This window comes from Streptococcus pseudopneumoniae, assembly GCF_001070815.1.
Lineage (GTDB): Bacteria > Bacillota > Bacilli > Lactobacillales > Streptococcaceae > Streptococcus > Streptococcus pseudopneumoniae_P.
Genome location: NZ_JVLX01000007.1, coordinates 1 through 13,263 on the forward strand (window position 1 = coordinate 1; position 13,263 = coordinate 13,263).

Sequence of the window (13,263 nt, forward strand, 5' to 3'; positions counted from 1 at the left end):
TGTCCTTTCTCGGTTTTAGCTTTTATTCAACCCACTACAGTTGACAAAGAGCCGATTCTTTTAGTGTCTGACTTAAATAATTGTTCTTCTGGGAACTAAATCGAATTAAGCTTCGATTTCTGTAACCATACCTGAACCAACAGTACGTCCACCCTCACGGATAGAGAATGTAGTACCTTGTTCTACGGCGATTGGGTGGATCAACTCAACGTCGATTGTCACGTTATCACCAGGCATTACCATTTCAGTACCTGCTGGAAGTTCGATTGAACCTGTAACGTCAGTAGTACGGAAGTAGAATTGTGGACGGTAGTTGTTGAAGAATGGAGTGTGACGTCCACCTTCTTCTTTAGTAAGGATGTAAACTTCACCTTTGAATTTAGTGTGTGGGTTGATTGAACCTGGTTTAGCAATAACTTGTCCACGTTCGATTTCATCACGTTGAACACCACGAAGAAGGACACCTACGTTATCTCCGGCAAGACCTTCGTCAAGTTGTTTACGGAACATTTCAACACCAGTAACAACTGCTTTTTGAGTTTCTTCTTTGATACCAACGATTTCGATTTCGTCGTTGACTTTAACGATACCACGGTCGATACGTCCTGAAGCAACTGTACCACGTCCAGTGATTGAGAATACGTCTTCGACTGGAAGAAGCAATGGTTTGTCAGTGTCACGTTCTGGTTCTGGAATGTACTCATCAACTGTGTTCATCAATTCCATAACGATGTCTTCGTATTTAGTGTCACCTTCAAGGGCTTTAAGAGCTGAACCTTGGATAACTGGAAGATCGTCACCTGGGAAGTCGTATTCTGACAATAGGTCACGGATTTCCATTTCAACCAATTCAAGCAATTCTTCGTCGTCAACCAAGTCAACTTTGTTCATGAAGACGATAAGGTGTTTAACACCAACCTGACGTGAAAGAAGGATGTGCTCACGAGTTTGTGGCATTGGTCCGTCAGTTGAAGCTACTACAAGGATAGCTCCGTCCATTTGAGCGGCACCAGTGATCATGTTTTTAACGTAGTCCGCGTGTCCTGGAGCGTCGATGTGAGCGTAGTGACGTTTTTCAGTTTCGTACTCAACGTGCGCAGTGTTGATTGTGATACCGCGTTCGCGTTCTTCTGGAGCAGCATCGATAGACGCATAGTCTTTAGGTTGGTTAACAGCTGAAGGCAAGCGACGTGCCAAAACAGTTGTGATAGCTGCTGTCAAAGTAGTTTTACCGTGGTCAACGTGTCCGATAGTACCAATGTTAACGTGTGGTTTACTACGATCGTATTTTTCTTTTGCCATTTGAGTAAAAGCCTCCAATAAAATATATTTTATAGATAGACAGTAGGCAATACAGTCTAACTTTCCTTACTATTTTATCAAATTTCAGCTAAATTGCAAGTGTTTTACAAAGTTTTTGTGAATTATTCTTAATCTGCCAATCTAAACGGTATTTCTACTCCTATCACTTCTTTAATGAAAAAGAAAATCAGGAATATCCTGACTTTTACTTAGCTAATTGTCTTTCTCGTTCTTTCATTATTTTATGATTTTCATACAAACGTGATAAAAACTTAGAAATTTCTTTTAAGATAGAATAGGTTGGTACTGCGACAATCATACCAATGACACCATAGATATTACTTGATAACAAAAGCAATACTAAAATCGTAATTGGATGGACTTTCATCACACCACCTACGATACGAGGGTAGAGAATATTTCCATCTACTTGTTGAATAATCAACATATAAACAACTGCAATCAGCATTCTATGAGGATCAGTAAAGACATTGGCGATAATCATCGGAATCAAACCAATACTTGGGCCTACATAAGGAATGAGATTGGCTAATCCTGAAAAGATAGCGAAGACCAAAGCGTATTTCAAACCGATTACGCTATACCCGATAAAAGCCAAACAACCAATAATAATCGCATCAATGGCAACTCCACTAATATATCGAGCGATTGTAGCATTCAAATTTTTTAAAAGACCTGTAATATGCAACTTATCTCGCTTTAAAACAGTACGCTCAAGCATCGGCAAGAATTTGTGGCCATCTAACAAAAAATAAATTAAAAATACAGGTGTCATGATAATAATCAAAACAGTACTAAAGAGCGCAGATAAGACACTTCCAACACTATTCGTTACACTATTTAGGATATTCTGTAGAATATCTACATAAGAGAGATTTAACTGTTGAATAGTCGCTTGAATATCTAAATTTTGAAAGGCTGGATAAGTGGATAAATCGATAATCAAATCTTGCAGACGACTGTAGATTGTCTGACTTGTAGCAATCAAACTTGTCAGCTGATTAATCAAAATCGGTAAGAGATAGACGACCCCAATAACTAGCCCCCAAACCAAGGCGCACAAGGTTAGTAGAATACCAATGATACGGTTAATTTTGAAATACTTTTGTAAAAAATTTACAATAGGATTGGTCAAATAATATAAAAAACCACCTAAAAGAAAGGGAATCATTATAGTGTTTGCAACGCTTACAAAAGGTGTAATAATCGCTCCCATCTCTCTCCATAAATAAAAGATAATGGTTAATAGTAAAATCTCACTGGTCCAAAAAAATAATTTATTCTTACGAAACATGAGGTACCTCCATTTATCTATTTTACCACACTTTCAAAAAAGCTTCTTTCTTATATCATGAAACTGGGAATATTTTTTTCTTTATGATAGAATAAACTTACTATGAAAAAAATAATTTTAACTCTCCTAAGCCTTTCCGTTATTGGATCAGCATCGACTGTTGCTGCTCAAGATTTTAATATTGCTGCTAAACATGCAATTGCCGTTGAGGCGAATACTGGTAAAATTCTCTATGAGAAAGATGCAACCCAGCCAGTTGAAATTGCTTCAATCACAAAATTGATTACTGTTTATCTTGTCTATGAAGCCTTAGAAAACGGCAGTATTACACTATCAACTCCGGTAGATATCTCTGATTATCCTTACAAATTAACGACAAATTCTGAAGCGAGTAACGTTCCTATGGAGGCTCGTAATTATACCGTCGAACAACTACTGGAAGCAACCCTAGTATCCAGTGCTAACAGTGCAGCTATTGCGTTAGCTGAAAAAATTGCTGGCTCAGAAAAAGATTTCGTCGATATGATGAGGGCAAAGCTCTTGGAATGGGGCATTCAGGATGCCACTGTTGTCAATACGACGGGTCTTAACAATGAGACTTTAGGGGATAACATTTACCCAGGATCTAAAAAAGATGATGAAAACAAGCTCAGTGCTTATGATGTCGCTATCGTTGCTCGCAATCTCATCAAAAAATACCCACAAGTCTTGGAAATCACGAAAAAACCTTCTTCTACTTTTGCTGGAATGACAATCACTTCTACCAACTACATGTTAGAAGGTATGCCTGCTTATCGCGGTGGTTTTGATGGCCTTAAGACAGGAACAACAGACAAAGCTGGAGAATCTTTTGTTGGTACTACTGTCGAAAAAGGGATGAGGGTTATCACAGTTGTTTTGAATGCAGACCATCAAGACAATAATCCTTACGCTCGCTTCACAGCTACATCGTCACTAATGGATTATATCTCTTCTACATTCACGCTTCGTAAAATCGTTCAAAAAGGCGATGCCTACCAAGATAGTAAAGCTCCTGTACAAGATGGAAAAGAAGATGCGGTCACTGCCGTTGCCAAAGATGATATCACTCTTATTGAACGTGTTGGGGGACAATCGTCCCAAACTATTCAATTCACACCTGATTCTAAGGCAATACCAGCACCACTTGAAGCCGGAACTGTGGTTGGACATTTGACTTATGAAGACAAGGACTTGATTGGTCAAGGTTACATCACCACAGAACGTCCTAGTTTTGAAATGGTAGCAGAAAAGAAAGTTGAAAAAGCCTTCTTCTTAAAAGTTTGGTGGAATCAGTTTATCCGCTTCATCAACGAAAAATTATAAAAAATCGCGATTTTAAACCGCGATTTTTTGTTACAAGTTCATCTTCAAAATCCTTGATTATGGGTAAATATAAAAACAAATTTTACCCAACTGATCCTTCCATTTCATAGCTAATCAAACGGTTCAGCTCAACTGCATATTCCATTGGAAGCTCTTTTGTAAATGGTTCTACAAATCCCATAACAATCATCTCAGTTGCCTCAGATTCTGACAATCCACGGCTCATGAGGTAATAGAGTTGCTCTTCTGAAATCTTAGATACCTTAGCTTCGTGTTCCAAAGCGACTTGTGAGTTGTGAATTTCATTAAACGGAATGGTATCTGATGCTGACAAGTCATCCATGATAATGGTATCACACTCAATGTGAGAAACAGATTTCTTAGAGTTTTTATTAAAGGTTACTTGTCCACGATAGTCAACCTTTCCTCCACCTTTAGCGATGGATTTAGACACGATAGACGAGCTTGTATGTGGAGCGTTGTGGATCATCTTAGCACCCGTATCTTGGTGTTGTCCAGCATTGGCAAAGGCAATAGAGAGCATGGTACCACGCGCCCCTTCTCCATCTAGGTAAACAGATGGGTATTTCATGGTTGTTTTGGCACCCAAGTTACCATCAATCCACTCAACAGTGGCATCCTTTTGAGCCTTAGCACGCTTTGTTACCAAGTTATAGACGTTATCAGACCAGTTTTGGATAGTCGTATAACGCATATAAGCTCCATCCAAGGCAAAGATTTCTACAATGGCCGCATGCAAGCTGTTACTTGAATAAGTTGGTGCTGTACATCCTTCTACATAGTGGACACTTGCTCCCTCATCAACGATAATCAAGGTACGTTCAAACTGACCAGTATTTTCGTTATTGATACGGAAGTAAGTTTGAAGTGGAATATCTACCTTGATCCCTTTTGGTACGTAGATAAAGGTTCCACCTGACCATACTGCCGAGTTGAGGGCAGCTAATTTGTTATCTGTTGGCGGTACCAACTTCGCAAAGTATTGTTTAAACAAGTCTGGGTATTCCTTGAGGGCAGAATCTGTATCTGTAAAGATAATCCCCAATTTTTGGAACTCTTCCTTCATATTGTGGTAAACCACTTCTGACTCATACTGGGCAGAGGCACCAGCTAAATAAGCACGCTCAGCTTCTGGAATCCCGATACGTTCAAAGGTTTCTTTGATTTTTTCAGGAACTTCGTCCCATGAACGGGCTGGTTTGTCAGATGGTTTTTGGTAGTAAATCAAATCATCAAAATCAATCTCCGACAAGTCTGCTCCCCAAGTTTGCATGGGCATTTTTTTGAAAGTTTCATAAGACTTCAAACGGAATTCTAACATCCACTCAGGTTCTCCCTTTGCATCTGATAGTTCACGAATGACATCTTCATTCAATCCTTTTCCTGTCGATAGGACAGGCTCTACATCATCATGGAAACCAAATTTATATTCACCAAGGTCAATTGGTTTTGGTTCTACTCTTTCTTCAGCCATAATATCCTTTCTTTCATTCTTCATTTCTACTGATTCATAAGACAAAAGAAACTTGTCTTACTGATTTTCTTGATTTTCAATTGTTTTCTTCAGGGCATTCCAAGCTAGGGTTGCACACTTAATTCGTTGAGGGAATTTGGCAACACCTGACAAGAAGGCTGCATCGCCAAGTTTGTCTTGACGTTCATCTTTTTGCCCTTGAACCATTTCAGAAAAAATGGTCGCAAGTTCTAATATTTCTTGTTTGGTTTTTCCTAAAACGGCATCTGTCATCATGCTTGCAGAGGCAGTCGAGATGGTGCAACCTGAGTTTAGAAAAGCGATATCCTCCAAGCGGTCTTCTGCATCAAACTTGACAGAGAGATTGATGACATCTCCACAGGTCGGATTATTGAGACTGATTTGTTCAGCGTCTTCTAACTTCCCTTGATGATGTGGATTTTTCGAATGGTCTGCTACCACTGCCATATAAAGGCTATCTAGTTTAGAAAGTGCCATTGAAAAACTCCTTTGTCTTTTGTAAGGCATCGACTAGCTTGTCGCAATCTGCCTTGGTATTGTAAATATAAAAACTTGCGCGAGCTGTTGCTGGGACATCCAAATACTGGAGCAAAGGTTGCGCACAATGGTGACCTGCACGAACAGCCACTCCTTCATAATCCAAAGCAGTCGCAAGGTCGTGCGGATGAAGGTCACCTAGGTTAAAGGCAATGACACCCGAACGTTGAGCCAAGTCCTGCGAACCATAAATGGTCAATCCTTCAATCGCCTGCAGTTTTGGATAGACGTATGCAATCAGTTCCTGTTCATGGGCTTCAATCGCATCCATACCAATCTTTTCAAGATAATCTACTGCCGCAGCAAGTCCGATTGCACCTGCCATATTGGGAGTTCCTGCCTCGAATTTCCAAGGTAATTCCTTCCAACTAGCAGATTGTTCATAAACGAAGTCAATCATTTCGCCGCCAAATTCAACTGGTGACATTTGCTCCAGATACTTTTCTTTACCGTAAAGAACACCGATACCAGTCGGACCAGCCATCTTGTGACCTGAAAAGGCAAAGAAGTCCACATCCAAGTCCTGAACATCAATCTTCATATGAGGAGTAGACTGAGCACCATCCACCACCATGATGGCTCCCACTTGGTGGGCCATTTGAGTGATTTCTTTGATCGGACTGACCACACCCAGAACATTTGAGGCATGAGCTAGGGAGACAAATTTCACCTTATCAGTCAATTTAACTCGCAAGTCATCCATATCCAAGGTTCCATCCTTGAGATAAACATAGACAAGCTCCGCTCCAGTCTTACGGCAGGCTTCCTGCCAAGGAATGATGTTGGAATGGTGTTCCATGACAGAAATCAAAACCTGGTCTCCCTCAGTCAAGACTTCCTCTGCAAAGCGCGCTACCCAGTTCAGACTGGTCGTCGTTCCTCTAGTGAAGAGAACTTCCTTTATTGAGCCTGCATTGATAAACTTACGAATGGTTTCACGAGCTGCTTCATAAGATGCTGTTGCTCGTTCAGCCAAGGTATGAACCCCACGGTGAACATTGGCATTGTCCTGCTCATAGTAGCGGTTAATCGTCTCCAGAACTGCTAGTGGTTTTTGTGTCGTCGCAGCATTGTCCAAATAAACCAATGGTTCATCATTAACAATCTGGTCTAAAATTGGAAAATCCTTGCGAATCGCTTCTACATCTAACATAGGCTACCCCTTAGCGTTTTGACAATTTTTCTTCGATAGTTGCAATCATTTCATCACGAACTTCCTTGACTGGAATCACAACGATAACAGATCCAAGGAAACCACGAACAACCAAGCGTTCTGCAGTTGCTTTATCCAGACCACGGCTCATGAGGTAGTACATATCTTCTGGATCTACCTGACCGATAGAAGCCGCATGTCCTGCAGTTACGTCATTTTCATCAATCAAAAGAATTGGATTAGCATCTGAACGCGCTTGGTCTGAAAGCATGAGAACACGACTTTCTTGTTGGGCATCTGCTCCCTTGGCACCCTTGATAATGTGGCCAATACCATTGAAGGTCAAGGTTGCTTTTTCAAGAATAACCCCATGTTGAAGGATATTCCCGATTGAGTTGCAACCATAGTTAGTTACTCGGGTATCAATCCCTTGTACCTGACGGCCACTTGAAAGAGCTACAACTTTCAGGTCAGCATGGCTACCGTTACCAATCAAGTCGCTATCAAAGTCCGCAACGACGTTCCCTTCGTTCATGACACCGATTGCCCAGTCAATGCTTGCATCGTTGCCTAATTTACCACGACGGCTAATGTAAGCAGTGACGTTTTCACCTAGACGGTCAATCGCAGCAAACTTGACTTGCGCACCAGAACGTGCAATCACTTCAACTGTGATATTTGCAGTTGCCTTAGCACTACCTCCACCACGTGACTCTAAACGCTCCAGATAACTAATCTTACTGTTCTTACCAGCGATAATCATAATATGCTTGTTAAACGGCACATCACTATCGCTGTCTTGATAGAAAATTCCTTCGATTGGTTCTTTAATCTCAACGTTATCAGGAATATAGAGAACAGCACCACTATTGAAATAAGCTGTATGGTAGGCTGCCAACTTGTCATCGTCATACTTAACAGATGACATGAAGAATTCTTCGATCAGCTCTGGAATTTCTTCTAAAGCTGAGTGGAAGTCTGTAAAGACGACACCCTGTTCAGCCAATTCAACTGGAATTTGCTCAAAAACAGTTTGAGTTCCTACTTGTACCAACCTCAAGTGATTATCTAGAGCTGTGAAATCTGGAACATTTGCTGATGGCTCACTTTCTGTAATCGTTCCATCACCCAGATTCCAACGGTGGAATTTGACACGCTCAATAACTGGTAACTCTAAACTCTCAATCTTATCAAAAGCTTTTTGACGGAGGTCAGCCAACCAGCTTGGTTCAGCGTGCATTTCTGAAAAAAGTTTAATATTTTCTTTAGTCATTTACTTCTCCTAAAAGATACGAGGGAATTACAATTCTTCCTTGTAGTCGTAGCCAAGTTCTTCAGCTAGTTTTGCGTATCCTTCACGTTCCAAACGTGCAGCCAATTCTGGACCACCTGAAAGGACAACACGCCCTTCCATCATCACGTGTACCACGTCTGGTGTGATGTAGTTCAAAAGACGTTGGTAGTGAGTGATAATCATAGCACCAAAGCCTTCACCACGCATGGCATTAACACCCTTAGACACAACTTTAAGAGCGTCAATATCAAGACCAGAGTCAATCTCATCCAAAAGGGCAAATGTTGGCTCCAACATCAAAAGTTGAAGAATCTCATTACGTTTTTTCTCACCACCAGAGAAACCTTCGTTGAGGTAACGCTCAGCCATTTCTTCTTTCATGTTGAGCAATTCCATCTTCTCATCCAATTTAGTGATAAACTCACGAACTGAAATCTTCTCATCGTCTTCTTTACCAGCATTCATAGCTGCACGAAGAAACTCAGCGTTGGTAATTCCAGGAATTTCTGATGGATATTGCATAGCAAGGAAAAGTCCCATACGCGCACGCTCGTCCACTTCTAACTCAAGAATGTTTACGCCATCAAACAAGACTTCACCTTTGGTAACCTCATAGTTAGGATTTCCCATGATAGCGGCAGAAAGAGTCGATTTACCAGTACCATTTGGTCCCATGATAGCGGCGATTTCGCCTGTTTTCAGGGTCAGGTTAACCCCTTTTAAAATTTCTTTTCCTTCAATCTCAACGTGAAGATCTTTGATCTCTAATACTGACATGATAGTTCCTTTCTTTTTCTGGCCTTTACAGAACTTACTAGAAACATACTTAATTTCCCTAGAAAATACGGTAAAAGGTCAATAAATATACTTTTATAGTATAACAAAAAAAAGCCTAAAAGGCTTTGATTTTGTCTAGAAGCTGAGGACTAGTCTTTTCCTTTCAAGTGCTGGTCAATGACATCTACTATTTTCCCCATCAAGTAACTGACTCGAAAATTTCTAAAGAGCAAAATGGCCCAAAAGGCTGCCATAATATAGCGACCAGTCATCCAGGCTTCATTGAAAAAATAGGTCTCAGCAGCTGTAAACAGTGCGATGATAATAAATTGTTGTCTATTCATAAACTTATTGTATCATGAAATCTTTCTTTAGTCTTCCTCTACCTTCACTTTATCAGCCAAAAATTCAAATCCTTCTGGGATCAGACTTTCTTCTGCTTCTTTTTCAGTTTGAGTAGATTTAGCTTTGGCTGAAAAGGCTGCGCGAACTTCTTTCCATTCCTCCATGGAAATAGCTAAAATCTCAGGTGAAAAACCTGCTGCCTGACTGAGGATGTTGCCAAACATAGTGTTGAGATTGTCTCGTTTCATTGTTTGACCAGCATTAAAGTTAGACTCAAAAGCAAGAATAGCATGGTGCTCATTGGCCGCAACCGGTTGAGAACCAACCAGCAAAGCCTTATCAGGGCCTCCAAGACTTTCAATCACTTCTCCCCAGGCATTCTGCAAGCGAATCAGATTTTGACGTGCTAAATCTGGATTTTCAACGGCCTCTTGTAGGATTGATTGAACCTTATTGCGATCCACACGATAGACGGTCTTGCTCGCTGCTGGACGGGTACGTTCTGGACTAGTTGACTTGGGTATAGTTCCTGCATTTGCGAGTTCTTGTTTGAGACGTGTCACTTCTTGTCTCAGCGAAGCAATTTCATGTTCAACTGCACCAGAAAGAGCTGGTTCGGGCTTAATCTCCGCCAAACGGATGGTCATCATCTCAGCATAAATCTTAGGCTGCAAGCTAGACTTAATATCTGCTAAACTGACTGTCGCCAAACGAATCATTTCAAACAAATTTTCTTGAGGAAGTGCCAAATTCTCTACAAAGACTGAACTATGGTGAGTATTTTCTCCCCCTGTTTGAACAATTAACAAATCTCTTAAATAGTGCAAAAGATCAGTCACAAAACGAGTCATGCTCTTACCATTATCAAAGAGAAGATTTAAGCACGCTAGGGCCTTGGGAACATCCTGTTGAGACAAGGCAGCCACATAATCATCCAAGGCTGATAGACTAATGGTGCCAGTAATTTCTTCAGAGATGGCAGTCGTCAATTCATTTCCCTGCGTCAAACTCAGGGCTTGATCCAAAATAGACAAGGCATCCCGCATCCCACCTTCAGCCCGTCTGGCAATAATTTCCACAGCCTCTGGTTCAGAACTGATATTTTCTTTTTCTAAGATATAGTGGATATGTTCTTTAATATCCTGTGTCTTAATTGATTTAAACTCAAAACGTTGCACACGGGATAGAATAGTGGCAGGAATCTTGTGCAATTCAGTAGTGGCCAAAATAAAGACCACATTCTGTGTTGGCTCTTCCAGCGTCTTTAAGAGGGCATTAAAGGCCCCTGTAGACAGCATGTGAACCTCATCTATGATATAAACCTTATAACGAGCAAGACTAGGGGCGTAGGTAGATTTATCACGAATTTCACGGATTTCATCGACCCCATTATTAGAGGCTGCATCCATTTCGATGACATCTTCTAAACTACCATCCGTCACTGCTTGACAAATATAGCAGTTATTACAAGGTTCACCACCCACTTGATTAGGACAGTTCATAGCCTTGGCAAAGATCTTAGCCACACTGGTTTTTCCCGTTCCACGAGGACCAGAAAAAAGATAAGCGTGACTTATTTTCTCTTGCTCCACTGCCTGCTTAAGAGTCTTAGCCACAACTTCTTGACCAACCAACTGAGAGAAGTTTTGACTTCTATATTTTCGATAAAGTGCTTGATACATTAGGCTTTCTCCCCAAACATTGTAAAGTCCCATTCTGTCTTTTCAAGCAAAATAGCGACAAATTGTTCCAAATAATCTCGATCCATAGCATCATAATCATCAATCTCTGAAGAATCCAGATCCAGAACCCCAAGTAATTGACCATTCTTTACCATCGGCACAACAATTTCACTTTTAGCTCGGCTATCACAAGCAATATAGTTGGGATAGGTCGTTACATCACCAACTAGAACAGTTTCCTGAAAGTGAGCTGCCTCCCCACAAACACCCTTGCCCAGTGCAATACGGATGCAGGAAACACTTCCTTGGAAAGGACCTAGAACCAATTCCTTTCCATCGAACAGATAAAAGCCTGCAAATACGGTATTAGGGAAGCGTGATTTTAGAAGAGCACTGGCGTTGGAAAGATTAGCCAAAACATTGGTTTCACCATCCAATAAAAAAGAGAGCTCTTCATTTAAGATTTGATAACGTGATTGTTTTTCTGATTCTAACATAGGACTATTATATCAAAAAAGGCTTACAGACAAAAGAAAAATCCCTTGTTTAGTAAACAAAGGATTTTGTGAATTTTCAATTTGATTAAAGTTCGATATCACCGAACAAGTCAGCCATTGAGAATCCTGTTTGTGTTTCTGGAAGTTCGAAATCACGTTTTTCTTGACGTTTTGGACGACGTGGACGAGCAGCACGTTTTTCTTCTTTTTGTCCTTCTTCTTGAGCTGGACGCTCTTCAAGAGCTTTGATAGAAAGTGATACGCGCTCTGCATCTGCATTAACTTCAAGAACTTTAACTTTAACTTCTTGACCAACTTTAAGAGCTTCTTTTGGATTTTCAATACGTTTGTGTGAAATTTGTGATACGTGAACAAGTCCATCGATACCTGGCAATACTTCAACAAATGCACCGAAGTCAGTCAAACGTTTAACTGTTCCTTCTACTACATCACCTTTAGCCAATTTTTGCTCAACGCCATCCCATGGTCCAGGTGTTGTTGCTTTAAGTGAAAGTGATACACGTCCTTCTTCTTCGTTAAGATCAAGGATTTTCACTTCAATTTCTTCACCAACAGTTACAACTGATTTTGGTGATACGTTACGTTCATGTGACAATTCAGTCAAGTGAACCAATCCGTCAACACCACCAAGGTCGATGAAAGCACCAAAACTTGTGATACGTGCAACTTTACCAGTTACTACATCACCAACAGCCAATTTACCGAATACTTCAGCGCGAGCTGCTGCTGTAGCTGCTTCAACAACTTCACGACGTGAAAGGATGAAGCGGTTTTCTTTAGCGTCAACTTCTTTGATTTTAGCATCAAATTCTTGACCTACAAAACGCTCAGTGTTACGTACGAAACGAGTATCCAACATTGAAGCTGGGATAAATCCACGAACACCTTCAAATTCTACTGAAAGTCCACCTTTAACGGCACGAGTTCCTTTAACAGTAACAACTTCTTCTTCGCGACCAACAAGTTTGTCCCATGCTTTGCGAGCTTCAAGGCGTTTTTTAGATACAAGGTATGTAACTGTATCAGTATCTTTACCAACTACTTGACGAAGTACAAGAACATCCAATACTTCTCCTACTTTAACAAAGTCATTGATATCTGCATCGCGATCGTTTGTCAATTCGCGAAGAGTCAAGACACCTTCAACACCAGTTCCAGAGATTGCAACGTTAGCTTGAGTCGCATCAACTGTCAATACTTCAGCACTAACAACATCACCAGTCTCAACTTGGCTAACGCTATTTAGCAAATCTTCAAATTCGTTCATCTAAAAAATCCTCCAACAATCAAGTTTTTCTTAAACTTGACATACTTATAATTTTTTTCCTAAGCACCCGCAAGGACATGTTCATATCGTTCACGTCTTTCAATTATAAAAATAAAATACCCTAAGATATTTTGCTTTTTATCTTGAACATTACCTAAGAACTGGGGTAGCTGGATTCGAACCAACGCATGAGGGAGTCAAAGTCCCTTGCCT

General features: G+C 40.6%; 12 protein-coding genes. 1 reads left to right on the forward strand and 11 read right to left on the reverse strand.

The genetic code is table 11. The annotated features are described in order from the left end of the window. Positions 1 to 105 precede the first annotated feature (105 nt). Together tuf and ADG81_RS00710 are read right to left on the reverse strand one after the other, a co-directional pair. Positions 106 to 1,302 carry an elongation factor Tu gene (gene tuf / locus ADG81_RS00705; RefSeq protein ID WP_001040721.1) on the reverse strand — a complete coding sequence of 399 codons (1,197 nt, stop codon included), beginning with the start codon at positions 1,300 to 1,302 and terminating at the stop codon, positions 106 to 108. A 205-nt stretch (positions 1,303 to 1,507) separates the two neighbouring features. Continuing rightward, on the reverse strand, positions 1,508 to 2,617 hold the full coding sequence (locus ADG81_RS00710) for an AI-2E family transporter (protein ID WP_049550608.1): 1,110 nt from the start codon (positions 2,615 to 2,617) through the stop codon (positions 1,508 to 1,510). Between the two features lie 102 nt (positions 2,618 to 2,719). Between ADG81_RS00710 and pbp3 the strand changes: the two genes are divergently transcribed. Further along, the gene (gene pbp3 / locus ADG81_RS00715) at positions 2,720 to 3,961 is read left to right on the forward strand and encodes a D-alanyl-D-alanine carboxypeptidase PBP3 (RefSeq protein ID WP_049550609.1); all 1,242 of its coding nucleotides are present in this window, start codon (positions 2,720 to 2,722) and stop codon (positions 3,959 to 3,961) included. Positions 3,962 to 4,043: 82 nt separating this feature from the next. On the opposite strand, the gene sufB is transcribed toward pbp3, so the two are convergent. From sufB to rpsA, 9 genes are all read right to left on the reverse strand, one after another. After that, on the reverse strand, positions 4,044 to 5,456 hold the full coding sequence (sufB, locus tag ADG81_RS00720) for a Fe-S cluster assembly protein SufB (RefSeq protein ID WP_049550610.1): 1,413 nt from the start codon (positions 5,454 to 5,456) through the stop codon (positions 4,044 to 4,046). A 57-nt stretch (positions 5,457 to 5,513) separates the two neighbouring features. Further along, a complete protein-coding gene (gene sufU / locus ADG81_RS00725) occupies positions 5,514 to 5,954 on the reverse strand; it encodes a Fe-S cluster assembly sulfur transfer protein SufU (protein WP_049550611.1) in 441 nt (146 codons plus the stop codon). Further along, positions 5,941 to 7,167, reverse strand: a complete 1,227-nt coding sequence (locus ADG81_RS00730; protein WP_049550612.1) for a cysteine desulfurase — start codon at positions 7,165 to 7,167, stop codon at positions 5,941 to 5,943. Before ADG81_RS00730 ends, sufU begins: the two co-directional genes overlap by 14 nt. A 10-nt stretch (positions 7,168 to 7,177) precedes the next feature. After that, entirely contained in the window at positions 7,178 to 8,440 is a 1,263-nt protein-coding gene (sufD, locus tag ADG81_RS00735; RefSeq protein WP_049550613.1) for a Fe-S cluster assembly protein SufD, read from the reverse strand. Positions 8,441 to 8,467: 27 nt separating this feature from the next. Beyond that, positions 8,468 to 9,238, reverse strand: coding sequence for a Fe-S cluster assembly ATPase SufC (gene sufC, locus ADG81_RS00740; RefSeq protein ID WP_000114489.1), 771 nt, complete (start codon positions 9,236 to 9,238; stop codon positions 8,468 to 8,470). A gap of 149 nt (positions 9,239 to 9,387) precedes the next feature. After that, complete coding sequence (locus ADG81_RS00745; RefSeq protein ID WP_001081602.1) at positions 9,388 to 9,582, reverse strand: DUF3272 domain-containing protein; 195 nt, start codon at positions 9,580 to 9,582, stop codon at positions 9,388 to 9,390. Positions 9,583 to 9,609: 27 nt separating this feature from the next. Continuing rightward, positions 9,610 to 11,265, reverse strand: a complete 1,656-nt coding sequence (dnaX, locus tag ADG81_RS00750) for a DNA polymerase III subunit gamma/tau (RefSeq protein ID WP_049550614.1) — start codon at positions 11,263 to 11,265, stop codon at positions 9,610 to 9,612. Next, positions 11,265 to 11,762 carry a GAF domain-containing protein gene (locus ADG81_RS00755; protein ID WP_049550615.1) on the reverse strand — a complete coding sequence of 166 codons (498 nt, stop codon included), beginning with the start codon at positions 11,760 to 11,762 and terminating at the stop codon, positions 11,265 to 11,267. The genes dnaX and ADG81_RS00755 overlap by 1 nt, the downstream gene beginning before the upstream one ends. 85 nt (positions 11,763 to 11,847) lie before the next feature. Then, positions 11,848 to 13,050: a 30S ribosomal protein S1 gene (gene rpsA / locus ADG81_RS00760; RefSeq protein WP_001001630.1), complete on the reverse strand. Its 1,203-nt coding sequence runs from the start codon at positions 13,048 to 13,050 to the stop codon at positions 11,848 to 11,850. Between the last annotated feature and the right edge of the window lie 213 nt (positions 13,051 to 13,263).